Source organism: Amazonocrinis nigriterrae CENA67, from assembly GCF_016056305.1.
Lineage (GTDB): Bacteria > Cyanobacteriota > Cyanobacteriia > Cyanobacteriales > Nostocaceae > Amazonocrinis > Amazonocrinis nigriterrae.
Genome location: NZ_JAECZC010000086.1, coordinates 6,339 through 31,863, shown reverse-complemented (window position 1 = coordinate 31,863; position 25,525 = coordinate 6,339). Strand labels below are relative to the sequence as shown.

22 protein-coding genes are annotated in these 25,525 nt (G+C 42.0%); 12 read left to right on the top strand and 10 right to left on the bottom strand.

What is annotated here, in order from left to right; translation table 11 throughout:
* The first annotated feature begins 119 nt into the window (after window positions 1–119).
* Both I8748_RS28620 and I8748_RS28615 read left to right on the top strand, forming a co-directional pair.
* Window positions 120–710: an L-threonylcarbamoyladenylate synthase gene (locus tag I8748_RS28620; RefSeq protein WP_198127888.1), complete on the top strand. Its 591-nt coding sequence runs from the start codon at window positions 120–122 to the stop codon at window positions 708–710.
* A gap of 358 nt (window positions 711–1,068) precedes the next feature.
* Complete coding sequence (locus tag I8748_RS28615; protein WP_198127887.1) at window positions 1,069–2,007, top strand: sensor histidine kinase; 939 nt, start codon at window positions 1,069–1,071, stop codon at window positions 2,005–2,007.
* On the opposite strand, the gene I8748_RS28610 is transcribed toward I8748_RS28615, so the two are convergent.
* From I8748_RS28610 to I8748_RS28575, 8 genes are all read right to left on the bottom strand, one after another.
* Window positions 1,949–2,419, bottom strand: coding sequence for a GNAT family N-acetyltransferase (locus I8748_RS28610; protein WP_198127886.1), 471 nt, complete (start codon window positions 2,417–2,419; stop codon window positions 1,949–1,951). The two genes, I8748_RS28615 and I8748_RS28610, sit on opposite strands and share 59 nt — an antisense overlap.
* Before the next feature lie 406 nt (window positions 2,420–2,825).
* On the bottom strand, window positions 2,826–3,254 hold the full coding sequence (locus I8748_RS28605) for a hypothetical protein (protein ID WP_198127885.1): 429 nt from the start codon (window positions 3,252–3,254) through the stop codon (window positions 2,826–2,828).
* A 74-nt stretch (window positions 3,255–3,328) separates the two neighbouring features.
* Window positions 3,329–4,324, bottom strand: a complete 996-nt coding sequence (secF, locus tag I8748_RS28600) for a protein translocase subunit SecF (protein ID WP_198127884.1) — start codon at window positions 4,322–4,324, stop codon at window positions 3,329–3,331.
* On the bottom strand, window positions 4,321–5,739 hold the full coding sequence (secD, locus tag I8748_RS28595; RefSeq protein ID WP_198128054.1) for a protein translocase subunit SecD: 1,419 nt from the start codon (window positions 5,737–5,739) through the stop codon (window positions 4,321–4,323). Before secD ends, secF begins: the two co-directional genes overlap by 4 nt.
* Window positions 5,740–5,926: 187 nt before the next feature.
* Window positions 5,927–6,910, bottom strand: coding sequence for an alpha-ketoacid dehydrogenase subunit beta (locus tag I8748_RS28590; RefSeq protein WP_198127883.1), 984 nt, complete (start codon window positions 6,908–6,910; stop codon window positions 5,927–5,929).
* A 608-nt stretch (window positions 6,911–7,518) separates the two neighbouring features.
* A complete protein-coding gene (locus I8748_RS28585) occupies window positions 7,519–7,809 on the bottom strand; it encodes a helix-turn-helix domain-containing protein (RefSeq protein ID WP_198127882.1) in 291 nt (96 codons plus the stop codon).
* 411 nt (window positions 7,810–8,220) lie between these two features.
* On the bottom strand, window positions 8,221–9,204 hold the full coding sequence (gene hemB / locus I8748_RS28580) for a porphobilinogen synthase (RefSeq protein ID WP_096558791.1): 984 nt from the start codon (window positions 9,202–9,204) through the stop codon (window positions 8,221–8,223).
* Between the two features lie 482 nt (window positions 9,205–9,686).
* Window positions 9,687–10,028 (bottom strand): DUF4870 domain-containing protein, encoded by a 342-nt coding sequence (locus I8748_RS28575; protein WP_198127881.1) that lies wholly within the window; start codon window positions 10,026–10,028, stop codon window positions 9,687–9,689.
* A gap of 125 nt (window positions 10,029–10,153) precedes the next feature.
* Between I8748_RS28575 and prfC the strand changes: the two genes are divergently transcribed.
* The 10 genes from prfC to I8748_RS28525 all read left to right on the top strand — a co-directional run bounded on the left by prfC (window position 10,154) and on the right by I8748_RS28525 (window position 24,452).
* Window positions 10,154–11,782 carry a peptide chain release factor 3 gene (gene prfC, locus I8748_RS28570; protein ID WP_198127880.1) on the top strand — a complete coding sequence of 543 codons (1,629 nt, stop codon included), beginning with the start codon at window positions 10,154–10,156 and terminating at the stop codon, window positions 11,780–11,782.
* A 217-nt stretch (window positions 11,783–11,999) separates the two neighbouring features.
* Window positions 12,000–14,252 carry a M48 family metalloprotease gene (locus tag I8748_RS28565; RefSeq protein WP_198127879.1) on the top strand — a complete coding sequence of 751 codons (2,253 nt, stop codon included), beginning with the start codon at window positions 12,000–12,002 and terminating at the stop codon, window positions 14,250–14,252.
* A gap of 644 nt (window positions 14,253–14,896) precedes the next feature.
* The gene (locus I8748_RS28560) at window positions 14,897–15,388 is read left to right on the top strand and encodes an RNA recognition motif domain-containing protein (protein WP_198127878.1); all 492 of its coding nucleotides are present in this window, start codon (window positions 14,897–14,899) and stop codon (window positions 15,386–15,388) included.
* Window positions 15,389–16,634: 1,246 nt separating this feature from the next.
* The gene (locus tag I8748_RS28555) at window positions 16,635–17,903 is read left to right on the top strand and encodes a glycosyltransferase family 4 protein (protein ID WP_198127877.1); all 1,269 of its coding nucleotides are present in this window, start codon (window positions 16,635–16,637) and stop codon (window positions 17,901–17,903) included.
* A gap of 890 nt (window positions 17,904–18,793) precedes the next feature.
* Window positions 18,794–19,579, top strand: coding sequence for a choice-of-anchor W domain-containing protein (locus I8748_RS28550; RefSeq protein ID WP_198127876.1), 786 nt, complete (start codon window positions 18,794–18,796; stop codon window positions 19,577–19,579).
* A 301-nt stretch (window positions 19,580–19,880) separates the two neighbouring features.
* Window positions 19,881–21,611, top strand: coding sequence for an Rqc2 family fibronectin-binding protein (locus I8748_RS28545; protein ID WP_198127875.1), 1,731 nt, complete (start codon window positions 19,881–19,883; stop codon window positions 21,609–21,611).
* Window positions 21,612–21,787: 176 nt separating this feature from the next.
* On the top strand, window positions 21,788–22,810 hold the full coding sequence (locus I8748_RS28540) for a transposase (RefSeq protein WP_198127874.1): 1,023 nt from the start codon (window positions 21,788–21,790) through the stop codon (window positions 22,808–22,810).
* Entirely contained in the window at window positions 22,797–23,093 is a 297-nt protein-coding gene (locus I8748_RS28535) for a hypothetical protein (protein WP_198127873.1), read from the top strand. Before I8748_RS28540 ends, I8748_RS28535 begins: the two co-directional genes overlap by 14 nt.
* A 135-nt stretch (window positions 23,094–23,228) precedes the next feature.
* Complete coding sequence (locus I8748_RS28530; protein WP_198127872.1) at window positions 23,229–24,050, top strand: HEAT repeat domain-containing protein; 822 nt, start codon at window positions 23,229–23,231, stop codon at window positions 24,048–24,050.
* 12 nt (window positions 24,051–24,062) lie between these two features.
* Window positions 24,063–24,452, top strand: a complete 390-nt coding sequence (locus tag I8748_RS28525; protein ID WP_198127871.1) for a nuclear transport factor 2 family protein — start codon at window positions 24,063–24,065, stop codon at window positions 24,450–24,452.
* Between the two features lie 156 nt (window positions 24,453–24,608).
* Here the strand turns inward: I8748_RS28525 and I8748_RS28520 are convergent, their stop codons facing one another.
* The gene (locus I8748_RS28520) at window positions 24,609–25,085 is read right to left on the bottom strand and encodes a CVNH domain-containing protein (RefSeq protein WP_198127870.1); all 477 of its coding nucleotides are present in this window, start codon (window positions 25,083–25,085) and stop codon (window positions 24,609–24,611) included.
* A 148-nt stretch (window positions 25,086–25,233) separates the two neighbouring features.
* The coding region (locus I8748_RS36395) for a transposase (protein WP_198127869.1) at window positions 25,234–25,525 on the bottom strand (292 nt) is incomplete at its 5' end.

Sequence of the window (25,525 nt, the reverse complement as noted above, 5' to 3'; positions counted from 1 at the left end):
ATACTTTTCAAATATCCTCTTAGTATTGACAAATGAAATAACTTTCAAATATTAGTAAATCACTCATTCTTTACTCTTAATTACTAACTCCTAACTCCTGACTCTTAACTTGACAAAACATGACTAGAGTTTCCTTAAAAGACCTGATTGCAGGCGCACGCGCTGGCTTATTGGTGAGCTTTCCTACAGATACCGTTCCAGCACTTGCAGCTTTACCAGAAAAGGCAGGATTGATTTTTGCTGCTAAACAGCGCAGTCAGGATAAACCTTTGATTTTAATGGCAGCTAGCGCGGAGGATTTGTGGCCATATGTTAAGGGCAGTGAAAACGAGTATAAATTATGGCGAGAAGTAGTAAGCAAATATTGGCCGGGAGGATTAACGTTGGTCTTACCAGCTAGCGATCGCGTCCCAGCAGTCATGAACCCCAAAGATCCAACAACAATTGGCATCCGCGTCCCTGATAGTGCGATCGCTCAAAATATTTTGGCGCAAACAGGCCCTCTTGCTACTACTAGTGCGAATTTTTCAAGTCAGCCGCCTTTATCAACAATGGCAGAAATTGAAGCTCAGTTTCCTGAAGTTCTGACTTTAGCAGCTACAGAATTTCTCGGCGAGATGTCAGGGGTTGGTGTACCCTCCACGGTGGCTAAGTGGACAGGAAGAAATTGGCAAATTTTACGCCAAGGTACTATCAAATTAGATTTTTAAGTTGGTAAATAAAAATCGTAGCTATAATGTTGTTTTCTTGAGTATAGGCAAAAAACATTAAAATCTTAGGGCTGACGCACATTGTCATATTTTTTCGCAAAAATCGTCCAAAGTCATCCATTCCAATGTCCAAAACCCTTGACTTTTGACACTAAAATATAGCCGTAGCCAGATGTGTTAGAACAATATTGATTGTTCAAAGCCTTGGAGCAACTAGGTTTTCACTCAGCACTTTGCTATATATGCTAGTTGCGTAAGTTCTGAATCCTTAACCAAAGCTAGAAACGGATGTCTTGAGAAATCCGGAACATTGTTTTGTGCCTTTGTGGTCAATTAACAAGTCAATAATTGCCAAATTATGAATTGGAGCAACTGGATATATCTAGGAGCCGGATTGTTAGTGGGGATGGGTCTTCGTTCGTTATTTGTGCGGTCATCAAATGCCGTTTCTAGCTCATCCTCGCTAGCACCCGCAGAACAACACAATGTGCCACAACTCTTACAAAAGATCAAGCAAACGCAACTAGCGTACCAAATGGCACAGGAAATGGGTCAGTTTAAAGCGGGTTTTCTAGCGCGGACTACCCACGAATTGCGATCGCCTCTCAATAGTTTAATTGGATTGCATCAATTAATTTTGTCGGATTTATGTGATGATCCGGCGGAAGAGCGAGAATTTATTGCCCAAGCTCACGAGAAAGCTCTGAAATTGCTACATCTGATTGATGAAATTCTCGGCGTGGCTAGAACAGAACACGGTACCAACAAACTAGATATTCAGCCCCAATGCCTAAGTAAGATTTTGCAAGAAGTTAATCATTTAACTTACATGCTGGCGGCAAATCGTAATTTTACTTTACGCGTGTTACCTCCCGATCCAGAAATTTATGTTTTGGCAGATCACCGTTGGCTACGACAAGTCTTAGTAAGTTTCGTAGACACTGCCATTACTCAAATGGAGGAAGGCAGTATCCAGATTTCTAGTAGCCTTTCACCTACAAGTAAGACTGTTCACATTTGCTTGGATCTGCCAGATCAAGCTTTACCAAATCATGAGTCAATTGACTTAATCAAATCTGAAAATGTATTGACTGAAACTGTTAACAAAAAGACTGCTCTTTCAGCAGGAATGAAGCTATTACTAAATCAAACTCTGCTGGAAGTTATGGGAGGAAAGCTAGAAATCCTTCCTTTAATTACTAATGAACAGACCCTCAACTATACTAGGGTGCAAGTGTCTATCCCCCTAGCGTCTCCTGAAGCTGAATCTCCGCAGTTGAAAGAGAATTTAAATTAGATTGGTTGCACAATACCATAGTTGTACTAGTATTGGCTTGAAAGCCAATCTTCTCGTAAAATCCTTGTTGATGAGTCGTCATCAGATATACACGCTCAACCATCTTCATGCGCGGGTGGCTCAAGACGATTTCCACTAATTTGGTTCCTAGCCCAGTACCACGGTAATCTGGGTGGATCACAACATCCCAAATTGTGGCACGATAGATACCATCAGAAGTGGCTCTGGCAAAGCCAATCAGTTTCTCATTATCCCAGACAGAAATTACGGGGTCGCTGTTAGCAATAGCGATACCTAAATCCTCTACACTACGCCCTTTTGCCCAGAAAGCTGAAATGTTTAATAGTTCTTGGAGTTGGTAAAGGTCTATTTTAGACTGGCGATCGCAAAATTGAATTTGAGAATAGTTCATCTGGAGACACCCAATTTTGGCAGTATCTTTTCTGAAGAAGGAGAACAAGAAACTAAGCTGTTGCACATCAAGGTTGCATATCTAATTGTGTTGACTGATGATTGATGACTGATGACTGATAACTTTCATCGAAACAATCCGGTCTGAAACCTCGCCTTTTAAGACGAAAAGTTTTTGGAACGGGGTATAAATCCTCGTGACAAAAACGGCCTCCTGCCCCCTGCCTTCGTTAACAGTCATCGGTAAACGACCTTTACGAGTGATTATGCAATTTGGATGTGGTTTAGCTTATAACAGTACATCCTTTTTACCTTTACCCTTTTCCCCATGATTCATAATTGTTAAGTTTTATTTTGCTATAAAATGCCCAATAGGTACATATACATGCAACAATTTGAAAATTTTATCATCCAGCCTTGATTTCATCACAAACCCACTTCCACAGAGGATGAGTTGGCCCCTGCTGGCGTATCCGACAAACTTGTTTTTCTAAACGTTGCTTTTCTTGTTGTGGCAACCCAACTAAAATATTGCGACTCTGCCAAACCAAGACAGCAACTGTCATCCCAATACAAAATCCTAAACCCAGAGTAGACAGTGGATGATAAAACAGTCCGTAGCGCACTGCCACCCAAGTAAAGTATTGTTGCCAAAGAGAAATTTCTGCACGTAGATTCCACAAGCACACAGGGCCAATTGTGAGCCACAAAAAGCCAACAAATAACCACCTGCCGTATACTGTCAACTGATGTAGCTTTTGTACTTGTTGGGCAAAGGATGGGTCAGTATTCTCGGTGTTGTTGCTAGAAGTTGGCGGTTGTTCCGGTAGATCCATAGGGTAAGAAAATTGCAGCGTGTCGTTAAGCAATTTGCATAATGTTTTAACTCAACAATCAAATGAACGACAACTTAAGTATCCTGAGAACTAGGGGATGTATCAATTGGCTCAGCACTTCCTACCGCTACTGATTGACCTGTGCGTTCGCGCCACCAAACTAGGAGAGTACTGGCAATGAAAATACTGGAATAAGCTCCCATTGTGAAACCAATAATTAGAGCTAGAGCAAAGTTTTTCAGTGTTTCTCCGCCAAACAGAAAGATAGCAAACAATGTCAGCAACACAGTTAAAGTTGTGTTGATTGATCTACCTAAAGTTTGGTTGACTGCATCATCAACAATATCGGCAATGGGACGGTTGGGATTTATTTTGAGTGTTTCCCGGATGCGATCGTAAATTACCACTGTATCGTTGACCGAAAACCCTGTAATTGTCAATAAAGCTACAATAAACAGGCTATCTACTTCAATACCCAGTACCAAACCCAAAATCGAAAAAATCCCTACGGTGATGAGTACATCGTGAAATAGAGCAATGACCGCAAATACCGCATAATCCAACTGAAAGCGAAATGCTAAGTAAACAACGATACCTACAAAAGACATAATCAGGGCAATTACACCAGAGGTAAACAACTCTCGTCCCAGAGTCGGCCCAACTATATCAACCTGACTTTTTCGTTCGTCGAAAGCACCAACTTTTTCGCTTAAAGCATTTTTTAACTGGATTTGCTGGTCAGTATCTAAGTTTTTTGTGCGGATTAATATGCCGTTTTCTGCTTTTGTATCTCTGTCTGCAACAATTTGAATGCCGCTATCCCCTATTCCCTGTGCTTTCGCTACTTCTCGGACGACATTGATATCTATTGGCTTGTCGCAGTTACCTGGTTTAGTACAGTCTCGTTCAAACTGTAATCTTGTACCACCGACAAAATCCAAACTGGGACGTAGAGGTGCTTTGATGTTGGGATTTTGCCAAGAAATCACCATTGAGATGATACCAGCGAGAATAATGGCACCTGAAACAGTCCACCACAGCGATCGCGATTTGTTAATACTTAGTTTCATTTAGCCACCTCTGCCTTATTTGAGGTTGGCACATTGGGAGAGAAAAGTTCTGGTTTCCGCAGTGCGGGAATGGAAATTGCCAAAAACATGAGAGTGCGACTACAGGTAATTGCGGTAAACATACTGACTGCTACGCCCAAAGCCAATGTTAGAGCAAAGCCTTTCACTAAACCAGCCCCCAGCCAGAAGAGTGCGGCACAAGCAATAACTGTGGTAACGTTGCCGTCTAAGATACTCGAAAAGGCGCGGTAAAAACCAGATTCTACAGAACGATATAAAGATTTGCCTGCTTGTAATTCTTCCCGTGTGCGCTCAAAAATTAGCACGTTGGCATCCACTGCCATACCAATACTCAGGATAAAACCAGCAATTCCTGGTAAAGTCAGGGTGACACCCAACAATGCAAAGCAAGCCCAGGTTAATAGGGCGTAGATTAAGAGTGCGATGTCGGCAATTAGCCCTGGTAGTCTGTAGTACAGCACCATAAATATTAATACTAGGATGAGACCACCAATACCAGCGTAGATACTGCTGGTGATGCTGTCTTGACCCAAAGTTGCCCCAACAGTGCGGATTTCTTCTATTTTGACTGGTACAGGTAATGCACCACCGCGTAACTGTACACCCAAGTCGTTAGCTTGTTGTGCCGTAAATCTACCCGTAATCACAGCAGCGCCACCAGTGATACCAGTAGCGGCAAATTCTGGCCCAACGACAGGAGCGCTGATAAGTTCATTGTCTAAGAATATACCAATACTCCGTCCAGTGCCAGCGAGGTTTTTTGTCAGTTGGGCAAACAGTTCACCACCCTTTTGGTCGAAACGAATGGCGACATTCCAATTATTGCCGCCTTGAGTGGGTTCGCCGTAGGCATCTTTGAGAAATTTACCAGTTAGAGGTGGGTTAGTGCTTTCAAACAATTCTGCGATCGCTTGGTTGTTCTTTTGTAACTCTTCTTGATTTTTCTGGATTGCCGCAGTGTCTTGGGATTTTCTTAACTCTTCTTGCTTAGCTTTAAGTTCGGCTCTAGAAGTTTGGAAAGCAAACAGTTGAGTTTCCGTACCGGCTTTTTGTGTGCGGAATTCTAATTGTGCGGTGCCTCCTAACACCCGTTGTGCTTGCTCTGAATTATTGACACCAGGTAGCTGCACCAGAATCTTGTCGCTGTTAGGCACTTTTTCAATTACTGGTTCAGAAACACCAAGGCCGTTAATCCGGTTTTCAACGACTCTTTGCACGGCTTCTAATTCGCGTGGGGTGATTTGCTTAATTTCTGGTGTGGTTTGCACCCGAATTGTGAGCTGTGAACCTCCGCGCAAGTCTAATCCCAGAGGCACGGGTATTTGAACAATCGTCACAATGGCGGCGATGATCAAAACTAAAATCAAGGCTAATAGCGATCGCTGTCTTTGCATACCATAACTCGCAACTGACAAAGGCTATAATAGCGCTCTTTTGGAAAGTTATGAGTTATGAGTTATGAGTTGTTAGTTAAGAATTAGGAGTGGCGCAAGGCTTTGCGCCCGTACAGGATTGAGGAGTTATAATTTACACTTTAAATTCTTAATTCCTCACTCCTAACTTTTAACTCCTAACTTTGTTTTAAACTCGCAAAGCTACCATTTTCTCTACAGCTTCGACAATTTGCTCTGGTTGGACAATTGTCAATCGCTCTAGATTGCCGTTGTAAGGTGTGGGAATATCTTGGGAAGAAAGCCGCAGCACTGGCGCGTCTAATTCATCAAACAAACGGTCATTAATAGAGGCAATTAATTCTGCACCAATACCCCCGGTTCTCATTCCTTCTTCGACGATAATCACTCGATGGGTTTTGCGTATGGATGCACCAATGGTATCAAAATCTAATGGTTTGAGTGATATTAAGTCAATTACTTCTGGATCGTAACCTTGTTTTTCTAAAGTCTTCACGGCTTGCAATACATGATGCCGCATCCGTGAGTAAGTAAGAATTGTGACATCTTTTCCACGACGCACAACTTCTGCTTTGTTTAAAGGCAACAGGTATTCTTCGTTTGGTAAATCTTCTTTCAAGTTGTAAAGCAGAACGTGTTCAAAGAACAACACGGGGTTATCATCACGGATAGCAGATTTCAGCAGTCCTTTAGCATTGTAAGGTGTGGAGCAGGCAACAATTTTCAACCCAGGAACAGCTTGGAAGTAAGCTTCTAACCGTTGGGAATGTTCTGCTCCTAGCTGTCTTCCTACTCCTCCAGGGCCGCGAATCACCATTGGAATTTTAAAGTTACCACCGGAAGTGTAGCGCAGCATCCCAGCATTGTTAGATATTTGGTTGAAGGCCAACAGCAAAAAGCCCATGTTCATACCTTCAATTATCGGTCGCAAACCTGTCATGGCTGCGCCTACTGCTATGCCTGTAAAGCTATTTTCGGCGATCGGGGTGTCTAAAACTCGCAATTCGCCATATTTCTTGTATAAGTCTTTGGTAACTTTGTAGGAACCGCCGTAGTGGCCTACGTCTTCACCAAGAACAAATACACTGGAATCACGAGCCATTTCTTCATCAATGGCTTCTCGCAGAGCGTTGAAGAATAGTGTTTCTGCCATTTAGACCTTTTAGTACGACTATTGTTTTAGAATCTTATCGCGCCGTCGCTGCCAATACCGTGAGCGATCGCACTAGTTAGAAATTGGGTTCATCAAATCAACCCCAAGAGCCATAGAAGAACAAACTTTTGTTTGATTTCCCCATTTCCTATGCTGTCTAATTGCTATTTTGCCGCTAGTAGTAGGGATTAATTACCCACATTACTATCTCAAAATCCAATTCACAGCTGTTCCCCAAGGGTAAAAAACCATAACTTGACTGTAGTGTAAGTATTTATAACTACTTAATTCATCAAGCTACTTTGCTGGCTTTCTACCCATCAGGTGAAGAAGTAATGTTGTTGCTGTGATGGAGGGACTTCCAAACAAAAAATATTTCACTGTTCACAGTCATCAGTAGGGGTGGGTTAATGAATATGTCACTTGATAGAGCGAGGATATTTGTGAACCTGCCCCTACTTCAAGTGAGATAATTTATTTCTTGGAATTCACTAAAATCACTTTTTGTCAAGCACTGGTTAACTAGTAGCTACTCTTATTGGAAGCAGCAAGCACATAAGTTTAGATGTTATCATTTTTATCAATGGCTCTAATTGTCAGATAGCAGACTATGAGCTGCAAACTGGAGAATCTGTCACTACAACTGGATTATCCGGGAAGCGCTTAGGTCTTCCTGGTTTGCGTTTATGTCGCTGATTAATTGACTTTTCACTCGCGGCTGCCAATTCCTCCGGTGTACATTTAAAAAGACGCAAAGCGTCTAAATATTTTTTTGGTGTCATCGTGGGTTCAGTGCGCCCGGCTTCCCAGTTACGAACACTGGTTTCACTAATTGCAAGCCTGAAGGCAACCTCTGCACGGCTAAGCCCAGCACGCTCTCTCAGGACTTGCATATCCATATTCCATGCTCCCTTTGAAAACTTAAGTTGGTTTATTAAATCAATTGACTTTTAAGGTCAATTGCAAAAAATTTATTAACTATAATTCATTTATAAGCGATCGCCTCACCTCTTGCAAACGAGTTCAGCCTATATTTCTGTATCATCACGTACAAAACCTGATGTTGGAACAGCAAACAAGCAGTTACAGTAACTTTTCACCGATAAATTAGTTCTGCGTTCTGTACCTCGTTTACTTGCAGACTGCTGTATGTATAGGTAAAAATAACGCTAATTGATTAAATTTTGAATTTCGCATCAGACAAAGACAAAATACAACAATCTCACGCCCAAACACCAAAACACAAAGAAAAACTTTGCGCCTTCGCGCCTCTGCGTGAGATTTCTCAATAAATTATTCAAAAGTCTAGCTTATTCCAACAACCATCGCGCCGCATCTTTAGCATGGTATGTTAAAATCAAGTCAGCCCCAGCACGTTTAAAACTAGTTAAAGTTTCCATGACTACGCGCTTCTCATCAATCCAGCCGTTGAGAGCAGCAGCTTTAATCATAGAATACTCACCAGAAACGTTGTAAGCAGCAACAGGCAAGTTACTTGCTTCCTTGACCCGCCAGATAATGTCCATGTATGCCAAAGCTGGCTTAACCATGAGCATATCAGCACCTTCGGCGATATCCAGTTCAATTTCTTTAATGGCTTCCCTGGCGTTACCTGGATCCATTTGATAAGTTCTGCGATCGCCAAATTGGGGTGTTGATTCTGCTGCATCCCGGAATGGGCCATAATAAGCTGAAGCATACTTAGCAGCATAAGATAAAATCGGCGTGTCTTCAAAGCCTGCTTCATCCAAACCTTGACGAATTGCTTGCACAAAACCATCCATCATCCCAGAAGGCGCGATGATATCTGCACCAGCTTTCGCTTGAGAAACCGCTGTTTTCTTCAATAATTCTAAGGTAGGATCGTTGAGAACCCGTCCTGTCAAATCACCAACTTGCAAATAACCGCAGTGACCGTGACTGGTATACTCACACAAACAAGTGTCAGCAATTACAATCAAATCTGGTACTGCTTCCTTCACAGCTGTCGCTGCTTTTTGGACGATACCGCAATCATGCCAAGCACCAGTAGCATCGACATCTTTATCCGCAGGTATACCAAACAGAATAATCGCGGGTATTCCTAAGTCATAAACTGCTTTTGCTTCTTCGACAATTTTATTTACCGATAGTTGGTAAACTCCAGGCATGGATTTTACTTCTTTAGCAATTCCCTCACCTGGAACAGCAAAAAGCGGATAGATCAAATCATTAGTTGTCAAGACAGTTTCACGTACCATCCGGCGGAGTTGGGGGTGGGTACGCAGACGGCGGGGGCGATGTACTGGAAACATAAATTTTTGTAAATAATAAATGCAATGGACACAAGACAAAGCGTCACAAAAGCAGGGCAAAATGCTGCTGCTGTCGGACAAACTACAAACAGTGCTTAACTGTCCCTTGCCCTACTCTTGCTCAAGTTGTGGGGCAATTTTGTATTTTACAGCTCGGCTGACCCATATCCAAGGGACACTAAAATAACTATATAAAAAATCGTCCCAATTAATAATAAAGAAATTAGATAATAGGGCATGATTGTAAATTCCCCATTTTCTAGTCTCTACTAAATAAATAGCCTTCATCAACTACGTACACTAGAACGAATGAAAACTCTTTGTGTCTTAGTGTCTTTCGCGGTTTTTTGATTTTTTACCACTAAGACACAAAAACACAAAGTATTTTTAAATCAGGTTGGTCAAAATCAAATAGGCACAAAATACCTTGCGCCTTTACTCGTGAGGATTGAACTATGTTCAATTTCTGATCATATTTTGTGCTATAGGACTCGAAAAATGAAGGGATAACGAAAAGGTTGATCGGGATTTAGTAGTACGGAAGCTATTGCCCAAATTGTTAGTCCCCAGTGTAGCAGATATCCCAGACCAGCTAAGGGAAACAGCAAACCAAGGGTTAACCAAATTAAGATTGTAATAATTGTTCCATAAATCCACACATTCAAGTGAAAGTTAATGGATTCTTTGGCGTTTTCTTTGACAATTGGATCGTCTGTGACAAACAACAGAGCAATAGGTAAACCCACAGAAACAAATAGCGTGCTGAAAAAAATTGCTGCATGAGACAAAGCAGATAGCAGCTTGCGCTGATCTGTATCGTACATTTTTTTCTCCTGTTCACTCAGGTTGTTCGTTGTATACGACCCTATCACGAGTATCCTTGTTTTAAGATTAAAAGACTCGCTAGAGTAGAAACATTAAGATAATTTACAAGCAAACAAATACACTTATGTCAATTGAACTTGAGTCAGAACTTCATAAAGCTGTGGAACTTCGCCGTAACTTTGCGATTATTTCCCACCCTGATGCTGGTAAAACGACACTCACAGAAAAGCTACTGCTATACGGAGGTGCGATTCACGAAGCTGGGGCGGTAAAGGCACGTAGGGCACAGCGTAAGGCTACCTCAGACTGGATGGCAATGGAACAACAAAGGGGAATTTCTATTACCTCCACCGTGTTGCAGTTTGAATACCAAAATTGCCAGATCAATTTACTAGACACACCAGGACACCAAGATTTTAGCGAAGATACTTATCGTACCTTAGCTGCCGCCGATAATGCAGTGATGCTGATCGATGCGGCTAAAGGTTTGGAACCCCAAACCAGAAAGTTATTTGAAGTTTGTAAACTGCGCGGGTTGCCCATATTTACATTCGTGAATAAACTCGACCGTCCGGGAAGAGAACCTCTGGAACTATTGGATGAAATTGAGCAAGAATTGGGCTTGCAAACCTATGCAGTCAACTGGCCCATTGGTATGGGCGATCGCTTTAAAGGGGTTTTTGACAGGGACAAGCAACAAATTCACCTATTTGAACGCAGCGCCCACGGAAGCCGGGAAGCCCGCGATACAATCGTCGATTTGGGTGATGCTCAAATTGAAGATCTGCTGGAACAAGATTTATATTACCAACTGAAAAACGATTTAGAACTCTTAGAAGGAGTAGGGCCAGAATTAGATTTGGAATTGGTACATCAAGGGAAAATGACACCTGTTTTCTTTGGTAGTGCCATGACCAACTTTGGCGTAGAGTTATTCCTCAAGTACTTCCTGGACTATGCCCTCAAACCAGGTTCGCATAATAGCAGTGTGGGCGAGGTTCCCCCTACCTACCCCGATTTTTCTGGTTTTGTTTTCAAACTGCAAGCGAATATGGATCCAAAACACCGCGATCGCGTGGCTTTTGTCCGGGTCTGCACTGGTAAGTTTGAAAAAGATATGACAGTGAATCACGCCCGGACTGGCAAAGTTGTACGGTTATCTCGTCCGCAAAAACTCTTTGCCCAAGAACGGGAATCCATTGATGAAGCTTATCCGGGTGATGTGATCGGTTTGAACAATCCAGGGGTTTTTGCGATCGGCGATACAATTTACACGGGTCAAAAGCTGGAATATGAGGGGATTCCGTATTTTTCACCAGAACTATTTGCGACTCTGAGAAATCCTAACCCTTCCAAGTTTAAGCAATTTCAGAAAGGTATTTCGGAATTGCGCGAAGAGGGTGCAGTACAAATTATGTACTCAACTGATGAAGCCAAGCGTGATCCAATTCTCGCCGCTGTGGGTCAGTTGCAATTTGAAGTGGTGCAGTTTCGTCTCCAAAACGAGTACGGTGTAGAAACCATACTAGAATTATTGCCCTACAGCGTCGCCCGTTGGGTTGAAGGTGGTTGGGAAGCTTTGAACAAGGTGGGACGTATATTTAACACCACCACAGTCAAAGACAGCATGGGACGCCCAGTATTGCTATTCCGCAATGAATGGAATTGCCAACAGTTACAGGGAGATCATCCAGAGTTAAAGTTAAGCGCCATCGCCCCGGTATTTTCCACTCAAAAACCAGTGGAAGAATAATTCACTTGTTAGGCGGTACAGGACGCGGTTAATTGTCTGCACAATTCGTAATGATTGCCCCACGACTCAAATCGGGGGCTGGGAAACAAAGAAAAATAAACTTGTCTCCAATTACGAATTAGAAATTACGAACTACGAATTATTCGGTCAGGGATCTGAATGCGCTTTTATCAAACCATGAATTAATTTAAATAGAGATTGGAGTGCCAGAATTTCTATGCCTTCACATGCCGAATCGTCTTTGGAGGCTGGTTTAGTTGCCCTCAAGCAAGGAAATTACCAAACAGCGATCGCTCAATTAGAACCTTTGGCTAGTAGCCAGGGCAATGATACTGCTAGCTTGCAAGCCCAGGTTGGCTTAGTTATGGCTTATGCACGCATTGGCCAAATCCCCAAGGCGATCGCTTTGTGTCAAAGTCTCACAGTCAGCCAGAATCCACAAGTTAAAGAATGGGCACAACGTGCCCTGACACACTTAACAGCACGCAAAAAACCTCATAAACAATCAACAAATTCTGAAACTGGATTTGTTGCCTTTGATAATTCACACTCAAATAATTCTCAAGTCACTGCACCATCACACAAGAAACCACAAAAAACAAAAGTAACAACGGTCAGTCCCAGAAATTCTACGGCTGTAACACCTAATGGTTTTCAAAAAACATTTATAGAAAAACCTGCCACACCATCTAATGGTTTCTTGGGTGCTGGCTACAAACAAATCAAAGAATTTGGCATCTATTGGCGGCAAGCAAAACGCGCCAAGGTATGGCAGCCTTTGCGTAAGCCCAGCTTAATACCATTGCGGTTACTGGCAGCAGGCACTTTCATTGCTCTATTTTGGGTGCTGCGGGAAATACTCAAGTTCGCAATGGAGTTTATTAATTTCACTTTAGTCAAACTACCATACTTGGAGCCATTGCAGCTTTTATACAGCGATACTACTCATTTTTTATTAATAGTGTTGTTCGCCTCGCTTGCAGTTTCGCCCTGGTTACTAGATTGGCTATTAGCATCCTATGGGCAACGAGAGTTGTCCAAAGATGTGTTGAATAATTACAGTCGTGAAACTGGGCGAGTGTTACACCGCTATTGCCAACAGCGCCACTGGCCAATACCTAAGTTGCGTATTCTACCAGTAGCAGCACCAATGGCTTTGACCTATGGTAATTTACCTCATACTGCCCGGATTGTGGTCAGTCAGGGGTTGTTAGAACAACTAACGGATGATGAGATTGCTACCATTTACGCTGCCGAACTGGGGCATATTTCCCACTGGGATTTTATGGTGATGTCTTTGGTATTGGTGGTGACGCTACCAATATACAGGCTATATCAGCAGGTGTCGGCGTGGGGAGACAAAACCAATCAAATTTTGCGGCCGCCATTCACTATTATTGCTAGCCTCTGTTATGGAATTTGGGGTTTATTGACTGGCACTGCTTTGTGGTTGTCGCGCTTGCGGCTTTATTATAGCGATCGCCTGGCAGCTGAAATTACTGGAAACCCCAATGCTTTAACTCGCGCTTTACTCAAAATAGCCATTGGTATTGCTGGCGATGTGCAAAAAGCAGAACAAACCAGTTGGCACTTGGAAAGTTTAAATCTCTTAATGCCAGTAGGTTATCAACAGAGTCTTTCTTTGGGTAGTGTTGCGGGTCATCTGACCTTTGAATCTGTTTTGATGTGGGATCATCTCAATCCCTATCGCCACTGGTTAGCAATCAACAACACCCATCCCTTAATTGGCGATCGCATCCAACGCCTTTGTCAAATAGCCCAGCACTGGCATATAGACACCGAACTACATCTAGCTAGTCAACAATCTTTAAGCCAACAGTCCTTAAAGGTGACGCGTCAATCTTTCTTATTACAAATCGCTCCTTTTTTGGGCATTCCTTTAGGTTTTGTGTTTGCTGGTCTAATTTGGCTGCTATGGCAAGCTGCTTTTACACTCAAATTTTTAAATTTGAAGTGGATATATGAAGATTGGTCATTTGTCACAGGCTGCCTACTCATTGGCTTTAGCATTGGTATGGTAATCCGGATGAACTCTTTTTTTCCAGAGATTAAAACTAGCAGCCTGCAAGCCGATGATCTCTTACCCAACCTGTTAGCGAATCCATCTACCATCCCCATCGACAGTGTGAAAGTACATCTTGTCGGCAAGCTTTTGGGTCGTCGGGGTACTGGCAATTGCTTAGCACAAGACTTAATCCTACAGTCCAATACGGGTTTAGTAAAATTGCACCACATTTCCTGGCTAGGGCAACCAGTCAATTTCCAAGATTTGATCGGTCGGCAAATTACAGTTACAGGCTGGTTCCGCCGAGGAGCAACACCTTGGATTGACATCCAAACCTTGCAAACTCAAAGTGGTAAAACACTTCATAGCCCTCATCCCATCTGGTCTACTGTTTTAGCTGTTGCAGCACAAGCTTGGGGTGCATACATTTTTCTCACAGGTTAGTCAGTGGTCAGTAGTCAGTGGCAACTAACAACTGACAACTGACAACTGACAACTGACAACCCAAAATGTAAAGAAATATTGCAATTTGTTTGCCTAAGTGTTACGTTTATTAACATAATCCCCAGCAATTGGCATAAATCAGCGCCATAGCTTGGTGATCACAACTCGGTGATTGCGCCAATTTCTCTTTTTATCCTCCCAACACAGCAGCAAATCAACCAGCCCAAGGCTGGTTTTTGTTTCCTGTCTACGCTCTTGAGAAAAAAATGTACATTATGCTACGATGCAATAATACTATCGTCGGAAATGTGTGCGCTGAACTAGCTACGTAGAAAATACCGTGATAATGTAAGGAATGGTATTTAATTCTGCGGGCAAAAGCATTGAAAAAATATTTACTGTGGCAGACAGTAGGCTAATAGATTTACAATTCTTAGAATTAAAGTGATGTTAGCTGAGCGTTGTATGCGCTTTTGTATTAAACAAGCTTGATCCCGACGAAAAACTGTATTGTATAGGTTGACAGTTTGGATTAAAAAAATTGGTTTATGGCAGTCTTGGTCAATAGCATCTATTTAAAAGCCAAAGCCAAGTGATTGTTTTCTTGCCTTGCGCCTGTTCATTTAACTCTGGAGGTATAGTTCATGTCCGTTCGCCTATATATAGGCAATTTGCCAAAAGAAGAAATAGATCGTCAAGACCTGCAAGCAGTTTTTGCAGCAGAAGGCGATGCAGTTACTACAAAACTCATCAAAGACCGGAAAACTGGTAAATGCCGTGGTTTCGGTTTTCTGACAGTCAACAATGACGAACAAGCAGATCAGATTATTGAAAAGTATAACGGTCACTTGTTCAAAGAGACTCCCATCAAACTAGAGAAGGCACTACCTAGAACAAAGGGTGAGGAGAACGAAGAGCAGCAAGCTCCCAAAGCTGTCAATACTAGCAGCATCCCTGCTCCTAACACAAATAAAGACAGCAATCGTCGAGACAAAGGTTCTAAAAAGTCCCGGCGTAGCGGCGGTAATCGTGAAACTACTACCACGGCTGAGTCAGATGCTATTCGTCCAGACCCACGCTGGGCTTCTGAACTAGAAAAGCTGAAGCAGATGCTAGCTGCACAAACCACAAACTAAATCTAGAGAAATTAAAAATTAAAAATCAAAAAAAAGTGATTTTTAATTTTTAATTGTTCAGTAATTTTCTAGTTCCTCTATCAAAGGGTAGTTATAGTGCTTGTTTTAAGTGCGATCGCCACTGTTGGGTGAAATCTGTTTGCTGGCTACAGTCTTAAGATATAATCTAAGGCTATGGTCATTAGCTAAGGGCAGCTTGTTTTACGAGTCTGAAACTGGGATAAAAAACCTAGTTTAATTCAGCTTGTGTAAGCTAAGCAAACGCAAGCTAACGCAGTTATGCCAACAGTGGCGATCACATTTATTCAATTAAGATAGACTTGTAAAACTCTTCTTATATAGCAAAGTGCTAAGTGCTGAGTATAAACCAGTTATTTCAAGGCTTTGAGCAATCATCACTGTCCTAACCTATGTGACTACGGCTATAGTTCAGAAACATCTGGGTAAGAGCAAAGTACAACTAAGCTAAAACACATCTAAATAGCATAATTATTCATGTTCGCGTAGCGTCTGGGTTAGGAGAAGGTCGTTGACCGATGAACGCGCTTGAAAGCTCAAGTGGGGAAACCCTGACTGTGCAACTGGCTCCTGATGACAGTCATCAGTTATCGGTCATCGGTCAACACAATTAGATCTGCAACTTCAATGCGGAACAGCTTACTCAACTACATTCAGCTTTTATTCCATAGGAATATTTATAAATTTTTTCGTCTCAGAATACAAATTGCTGAGAGTCAAGGAAATTGATTATTAAGCAATCTTTCTCGTCAATTCGGATACCTGTTACTTTTATATCTACTCACATCAACGTTAAGTAAATAGGCAAAATTAATTTAATCATTTAAACTACCCATTTTTATTTGTATTAAATACTTGCGATAGCAATACACAATTTTCTTGACTTCTGTAAGAAGTCAAGAATCTCAACGTAACGATTTTCACAAATCAAATAGGATAGGCTTATTGCTAGTATAAATTATTTTAATTTTTAAAATGTATCATACAGTACAGAGTATTTTTCCATAAAATAGCATTTATTGAAAGTATTAAATTTTACTATTTATAGGGACAGCAAATATAAATAGTGAGTGATAAAGTATTACTTACTCTAGTAAAGAGATAAGAATGTTTTACAAATTAAATTAAAATATAAACTACTCAATGTTCCTTAACAGTTTGAGTAAAGTTTTTGCATAGCACACTTGGAACCGTCGGATACGTCGTCAAAATCAGCAACACACAAACTATGAACTCTACCATTGAAAAACACATCGCCTTGATTTCCGTCCACGGAGATCCGGCGATCGAAATTGGTAAGGAAGAAGCTGGAGGACAAAACGTTTATGTGCGCCATGTGGGTGAAGCGCTAGCACAGCAGGGTTGGCAAGTTGATATGTTTACCCGCAAAGTGAGTGCAGAGCAACAGACAATAGTTCAACATAGCCAAAATTGTCGAACAATTCGTTTAAAAGCTGGTTCTGTTGAGTTTGTACCACGAGACAATCTTTTTAATTATTTGCCAGAATTTGTGGAAAATTTTCTCAAATTTCAAACAGAAGAAGGCATTTTATATCATTTAATTCACACAAACTATTGGCTCTCTAGTTGGGTAGGAATGCAGTTGAAGAAAATCCAAGGGAGTAAGCAAGTTCACACATACCACTCATTAGGAGCAGTCAAATATAACACTATCAAAAATATTCCTCTAATTGCCAGTCAGCGATTAGCAGTGGAAAAAGAGGTCTTAGAGACAGCAGAAACAATCGTGGCAACGAGTCCACAAGAAAAGCAACATATGCGATCGCTCGTTTCCACCAAAGGCAATATCGAGATTATTCCCTGCGGTACCGATATTAGGTGCTTTGGTTCCATTGACCGAGAAGCAGCCAGATTGAAATTAGGAATTGAACAAGAAGCGAAAGTTGTATTGTATGTGGGACGTTTTGACCCGCGTAAAGGAATAGAAACTTTAGTGCGTGCTATCAATGAATCGAAATTACGAGGTGATCACAATCTCCAGCTAATTATAGGTGGTGGTAGCACACCAGGTAATAGCGATGGTCTTGAGCGCGATCGTATTGAGAGAATTATTCAGGAATTAGGGATGGATAATCTTACCACCCTTCCCGGTCGTCTCAGTCACGAAATTTTGCCAACTTACTACGCAGCAGCCGATGTTTGCGTTGTACCCAGCCACTACGAACCCTTTGGTCTTGTAGCCATTGAAGCGATGGCTAGTGGTACACCAGTGGTAGCCAGTGATGTCGGCGGACTTCAGTTTACAGTGGTTCCTGAAGTAACAGGGTTGTTAGCGCTACCCGAAGATGTAGCTGCTTTTGCAACTGCGATCGACCGAATTCTAGAGAATCCACAATGGCGCGATGAATTAGGTAAAGCTGGTAGAAACCGTGTAGAAACCAAGTTTAGTTGGGATGGGGTAGCAACTCAACTTGGCGAACTTTACACCAAGCTATTAGAACAACCCGTCAAACAACCAGCTTTGATCACTCGATGAGCTACTAATCTTCGGGACTTATGTAAGTGTCATAAATTTTGAGTTGAGGCTGTCAATAGGAGCCAGTCGTGTGGTGAGGCAACGCGGTCTTGGGGGTTCCCCCCATGAGCGATTGCCGAAAGGGTTTCCCGACTTGAACGAACTGGCGTTCAATAGTGCAACAAAGCTTAATTTTAACTATTCACTGTGGAACGCCACTTGCTCCACTTGGGGAAACCCCAAGACCGCAGTGGCTCCTTTTGACAACCCTAACCTTTACTTAGTGTGTCAGTTGCATAATTCCTAACGTTTTAAGCAATGAAAGGGAAAGAAGGGAAAGAGAAAAGGAAGGGGAAGTTTAAAAGGAAAAGACTTGAGCTATTCCATCCTGTTTTTTACCCAGTCTTCTTTACTCTTCATCTTCCCTTTTCCATCTCCTTCACCTTTCTAGGAAAGTAAAGGTTTTTCCGTTTCTCTTCCTTGTTCACACCTCGCTTACGTTTCATAGATATGAAGTGCATCTTCATAGAAAATCATTACAAATAGGTCAACTTTGAAAAACTTCAAAGAAGTTTTGTGATTACGAGTGAAACGTATTGAAGCGAAGTCATCACATTTTAAGTTTCATTAAATTGAGCTAGTTACCAATTTCAAATCTTGTTGTATATAAATTTTTAATTAAAAAATAGCATTAGTCATCGACAAGGTATCAGACTTTGTTTTAGGCTAATAACACACAATTTATATCTAATTTAAACGCTTTACTTCCACCTTGATCAACACCCTCTTCTTCTAAGTAAGTAGCAAGAAAAAGGTAAATCAACAGGTACTGTATTTTGCGTTTAAGTAGTAAAATTGGAAAAATTGTTGCAAAGATTAACAATTAATAATATTTATTTTTAGGAGAGACAATGCTAGTTTTGAACACGCTTAAAGGTAATAGTAAGTTATTTTTGATTTTAGGATTAGTCAGCTTAGGGTTATTTGTAGCTCCAAACCCAGCAAAAGCTGTGACATTTACCCCTTTGACATCCCAAGATGCTGATACAGATTTTGATGATGCAGATTTTAACTCACTGATAAATAACGGGTATTTTAAAGAGGTATTTGTTGCCGAAGGTCGAATTGGTAATAATACTCTTAGTAACGCAGAACGAGAACTAGGGATTAATAAATTTGATGGTACACCTGTAGCTTCAGGTAATTTGGTTTGGGGCAATGGAAAAGTCTGGGATTTTAGCCTGGAATACACAGGCAGCAAGGTCACTTATAAAGTGTTCGATTCTAACCAGACTACAATATTAACGTCTCAAGAGTTTAGCGACCCTGTAACAAACATTTATTTACGCACCTTTGCTAATAAAGGCAGTAAGAATAACATTCAAAACGCTGTATCTTTGACCGATTTAGTTTTTAATGGTACAAGCATTGGAAGTCTAGCATCAGCAGGTACAAATTCTACTGCAGATGTAGATTATCTAGGTTTATCTAATATTTCTGCTCCCTTCACACTAACTGGTAAAACAGCCTTTAGCTGGATAGGTGCTGCACCTGCTCGTTCTAATCTCGCTTTTCAGATTAAAGTAGGTATTTCCAAGTCTGTACCTGAACCTAGTACCCTTGGTGCTATCTTCGTTGCTACTATGACAGGTGCAGCTGCTCTCAAAAGAAAAAAATTGGATAGTCAACAGGTTTAATAGTAATTCGTAATTCGTAATTCGTAATTCGTAATTAAGATAGCATAATAGCCGTAATCACATAGACTAGTAGTTCACCACGCAAATATTGACAGGTTTAGATTGGGGAAAAGGAAAAGAGAAAAGGGGAAAGGGAAAGAAATTAAAAACTTTTCCCCTTTTCCCCTTACCCTTTCCCCCGCCTGTCAAAATCTTTTTGGCAGGCTACTAGGCACTCAGCACTACTGAACGCAGTCGCTCCTCAACACTCAGCACTTTGCTATACTGAGCATCGACGTTTGAGAGCCAACGGCTAATTGTTGTGCAACCAGTTGACTTTACCACCCTAAAAGCTGCTTGTAGCGAACTACGCGCTAACTGGCTACCGTCGCGCTTAGAGCAAGTTTATCAGCGCGATCGCTACACTATTGCTGTAGCATTACGTACCCTGAAACAACGGGGTTGGCTAGAGATTTCCTGGCATCCCCAAGCTGCACGCATTTGCATTGGCGAACCACCGCCGCGTGTACCGGATACTTTCACCTTCAGCCAACAACTTATACACCAGTTGGGTGGTTTGGCTTTGGTAGCAATTGAGGCGATCGCACCTTGGGAACGCGTGATTGATTTACAATTTGCCCGTCGTCCCCAAGAAGACGCTCTATATCATATATATGTAGAAATCATGGGCAAATACAGTAACGTCATCCTCACCGATGCCGATAATCTGATTATTACTGCTGCCCATCAAGTTAGTCAGCAACAATCTAGTGTTCGTCCCATCCAAACCGGACAACCTTATGAAACACCACCTAAACTTACTGGCCCTATCCCCAGTTTGAGCGAATCTATTGAACGCTGGCAAGAAAGAGTCAGCCTAGTACCAGGAGCAATCAAACGTCAGTTATTAAAAAGTTATAGTGGCTTAAGTGCTGCACTAGTAGAATCTATGCTGCTGGCGGCTAATTTAGCACCAGAAACCATCACCGATACCCTCAATTCTGACGACTGGCAAAAGCTGTTTGAAAAATGGCAGCAATGGCTACAAGCTTTGGATGTGAGTAAGTTTCAACCTGCTTGGACAGCAAAGGGATACACTGTCATGGGTTGGGGTGCGGTTGCCCCAGCATCAGACATCCAAGTTTTACTCAACAGATATTATAATGACCAACTCAATCAACAGGTCTTTTCCCAATTGCGTCATCAGCTGAGCCAGAAGCTGAATAATATCTTAGTAAAATTACGGAACAAAGCTCAAACCTTTACGGATCGTTTACAGCAATCAGATCAAGCGGATGAATACCGGCAAAAAGCTGATTTGTTAATGGCTCATCTCCAAAATTGGGAACCTGGGATGAAAGAAATTACCCTTCCTGATTTTGAAACAGGCAAACCAATAGCGATCGCTCTCCAGCCAGATAAAAATGCTGTACAAAATGCCCAAAGCCTTTACAAACAGCACCAAAAACTTAAACGCGCTCGGACTGCCGTTGAACCCCTACTGCTGGAAGTGCAGGCAGAAATTGACTATTTAGAGCAAGTGGAAGCTGCGATCGCTCAGATAGATAATTACCAAACAGTAGAAGATTTGCAGGCTCTTGAAGAAATCCGCGATGAGCTAATTGGACAAAAGTATCTAGAAGACCCAGAATATCGCAGTCGCAGTACAAACGAAACTGCTAGCACTAACTTTTATGATTACCGCACACCTAATGGCTTTCAAGTCTTAATTGGTCGTAACAATCGCCAGAATGACCAATTGACATTTCGTGTAGCTGGGGATTATGACCTGTGGTTCCACGCTCAAGAGATTCCTGGAAGCCATGTACTACTACGTTTAGAACCTGGTGCTGTCCCGGAAGCAACCGATTTACAATTTGTTGCTGATTTGACCGCCTATTACAGTCGCGCTCGTCAAAGTGACCAAGTACCAGTAGTGTACACTCAACCAAAAAATGTTTATAAACCCAAAGGAGCTAAACCAGGAATTGCCATTTACAAGCAAGAGCGAATCTTGTGGGGACAACCACAGTCAGTTGTCAATGGTCAATAGTCAATCGTAAGTTGTCAGGTGGCAGGAGACAGGAGTAAAGAATTATCTCCCCATCTCCCTATCACCCCATCCCCCCATCCCCCCACTGACAGGTGTAGGTTTTTTACAAGGGTGTGAGTATTCAGTCTCTCTGGTCAGAAAATAAAATTAGAAACCAAAGTGTGGATGAGACTCAAATGCTGAAAAATGAGTATCTCAAACAGTGGACACGCATAGTATCAGAGCATATGCCACATCTGTCGATACCGCAAGTTGTGGGGTTGGCGACATGGAGTTTTGGGATGGTAATGACCAAATCCAGCAGTTTAAGTAAAGTATCGCAATTCATTGCTGTTGTGAATGGAGAAAAAGCCTCGGCGGTACGTCAAAGGTTGAGAGAATGGTATGAGGAAGCAGAAGCCAAAAAAGGGCTTCATCGTCGCAGTCTGGATGTGAGTAGTTGTTTTGCGCCATTGCTGAGTTGGGTTTTAAGTTTACTGCCCAAAAACCTGGAACAAATAGCTTTAGCACTGGATGCAACAACTATTGGCAATCAGTTCGTAGTCTTATCGCTGAATATTCTGTTGGCTGGAAGTGGAATCCCCATTGCATGGCGTGTTGTAAGAGCTAATCAACCAGGTAGTTGGAAAAGGCATTGGCAAGAACTCATCAATGCCTTGCAAGGTGTGATTCCCAGTAGATTTCAAGTGATAGTCACGGCTGATCGAGGCCTGTATGCAGATTGGTTATATCAACTAATTGTCGATGCTGGCTGGCATCCGTTTTTACGTATTAACCATCAAGGGACTTATCGAGTTCCACCTAGTCACACATGGCATCTATTGGTAGATGTAGTCTCTGCTCCTGCACAATCTTGGTCAGGTCAGATTATTTGTTTTAAAACCAATCCACTCAAATGCACATTACTGGCACGTTGGGATATCGGCTATCAAGACCCGTGGTTGATTCTGACTGACATTGAACCAACTCGCGCTTCGGCTGTTTGGTACGGTTTACGTCCTAGCACTGAATGCGTTTACCCTTCGGGTTCGGGGGTTCGCAATCGACGGGAACCGCCAAGACTGCGACCCCCTCACCGCGATGTTAAATCTGACGGTTGGCAGTGGCACAACACCCGTTTACTTGACCCTCAACGTGCTGAACGTATGCAGGTTAGCGATCGCAGTTTCTACCCTTTGGATGGTTATGCTTGGTGGTGAGGTAGTGCGTTCCTGTCGCCTTGCGTCGGAAAGCAACTACCGAACCCGTAAGGGTGAAGCTGAAAATCAATCATCTCCCCCAAATTTAGAAACACTTCCATCTCACCACATTGTATTTTCTCAACCTCTTAACCTTCATCCTCAACGTCATCTTTCTTGTTTTCTCCAGGGATTGTTAACCCTGATTGCTAATTTACTCAACCATCTTCCTATTCAACTTCATCGTTGGAGTTCTTTTCCTTCTACTCCTGTTGACGATTTTTACTGTTTTAACTCCTCCTAAGTGTAAAAAACCTACACCTGTCAGCGCACCCCTTCTCCCCTGCTCCCTGATACTTCTTCACAAACTGCTATAGGATAGCTATATATATCATCAATTCCTGAAATCATTTTTATTCATTCTTCATCCTCACTCCTCATGAATGCCACCCTCCAATCCCTAATTCGTGCTGTGGAAGAGGCAGACTCTTCTACAAAGATGTTAGAAGCTGTAGAAAATTTAGCAGCAGCTCGTTTAGAAGAAGCCGTACCAACGTTAATTGCAGTCCTGGGCTATAACAATCCAGGTGCAGCAGTTGCGGCTGTGGATGGACTGGTGCAAATCGGAGAACCAGCAGTGGCACCTTTGTTAGAGCAACTGGATCGACATAACTATTCCGCTAGAGCCTGGGCAATCCGTGCCCTAGCAGGTATTGGTGATCCTAGAGGATTAATAACCTTGTTGGGTGCAGCAACAGCCGACTTCGCCTTGAGTGTCCGGCGTGCAGCTGCTAGAGGTTTAGGAAGCATGAAATGGCATTGGTTTCCCAACGAGGAACTACTGGAAATTGCTCAAGAAGAAGCCTTAGAAGCTTTGTTATTTGTAGCCCAGCAAGATGAAGAATGGGTGGTGCGCTATTCAGCTGTGGTAGGCTTGCAATCACTGGCTCAGGCGATTTCTACGACACATCCAGACTGGCTGTCACAAATTCAATCCCAGTTCGAGCAGATGGCGAACAATGATCATAATTGGGCAGTTCGTGGTCGTGTGTTTTGGGCGCAGCAACAATTGCAAGCAAAAGCCCAAGAATTACAACCTGCTGATGAGCAACCATCACCTTTGTCAGCAATGGATTGGCACTTGATTATGGAAAAACTATACGAACGCAGAAATCAAGAAAGATTGGTGTTTCCAGAAGGCGATCCACGGAGATATCGAGAATTGGCCGTGGCGATCGCTCAAGATAATAATGATTCTTAACACTGTTAAAAAATGGAGCAGACTGCAACTATTAACACTGCCCAACAGGCATTCGACCATCTTGCCAAAGGATGGGCAACAGGCGATTTTCAGCCTTATATTGATATGCTCAGTGATGACGTAAGTTTCTGGCTACCGGTTGGCAAACAGCGCAGCCAACCCTTTGCATATGAGGGTAAACAGCAGATAATTGCAAGGTTGCAAGCGCGGACAGAAACAGGCGATCGCTTGACATTGAGTTCACCAGATCGTATTACCAGTAACAATACAACTGTCACCTTTGAATTTGAAAGTCAAGGAACCATTGCTAACCAACCTTTCAAAGGAAGGAACGCGATTTCCTTGGATGTTACAGGTGACAAAATTTCTGCTGTACGAGAGTATTTTGGTGATATCGACTGAAATATTCTTTATTTGCAAAGAGCGCTCGCACTATTGAAACTCGCATTCTGCACTTTGAAATGTCACAATTGGTTGAAGGTGCAGAATGCGAATTCAAAGAAAAGTCAAAAAATAAAAGTCAATAATTAAGAACTTTTACTTTTTAACTTTCAGATTTTATTCGTATTGCAGCTGACCATCAATGTTGGCAATATGGTCATCTAAATCAATAGATGATGAAACATCGTCACTATTTCTTTGCGTTAAGTTGAAACAGGTAGCATTCACTAAACCATCACCTGACACACCAAAATCAAAGCAGTTTAGTATCCTGTTGTCTGTAGTCCAAATTAAATTCCCTTTGCCATCATTACCTATATAGGGATTTAATAAAATTGAAGTTTTCACATAAGAACCATCTTTTTTTTCACAGACTGCTGACAGGGTTACTTGTCCAAAACTTTCGGATACGCTAGTATCTGTACAAGTATTGCTAAATTGACCTGCTGCCAATGCGTTGCCAATTAGTAAATTTAGCGATAGACAAACAGCGAACAAAAAAGCAATTGTACTTTTCAAAACCAATCCCAGTGTCTTCATAATTTGCCTTTGCGAATTATTGGTTGTTTTTGTTAAATTTAGTCTAGTTGTCATAGTTTTAAATCTTGAAACAACTAGATTTCAAAAAAGTTCAACTTTCTAAGCTAAAGCGCATCTAAATTGTATAATCACCTCTTAAGGTGGTTGACCAATGACCGATGACAGTCATCAGCCAACTTAAATATGCAACTTACAGCAGTTTTCAGATGAATAGACCACAGTGAGCAAACCAACCCCAAGCATCATCAGAGGAGATGTGTTCATTCACAATCTGAGTTAAAACGTGATTTAGTGCCTCATGGGTTGTAACTTTTGCTGCTCGTAAACACTGCTTCAGTTTTGACCAGCATAATTCAATTGGAGATAAATCAGGTGAGTAAGGAGGCAAAAAGACAAGACGTGCACCAACTGCTTCAATTGAGTCTCGAATCACCGCAGCAGTATGTACTGATAAATTATCCATGACAACAATTGCTCCAGCCCATAACTGTGGT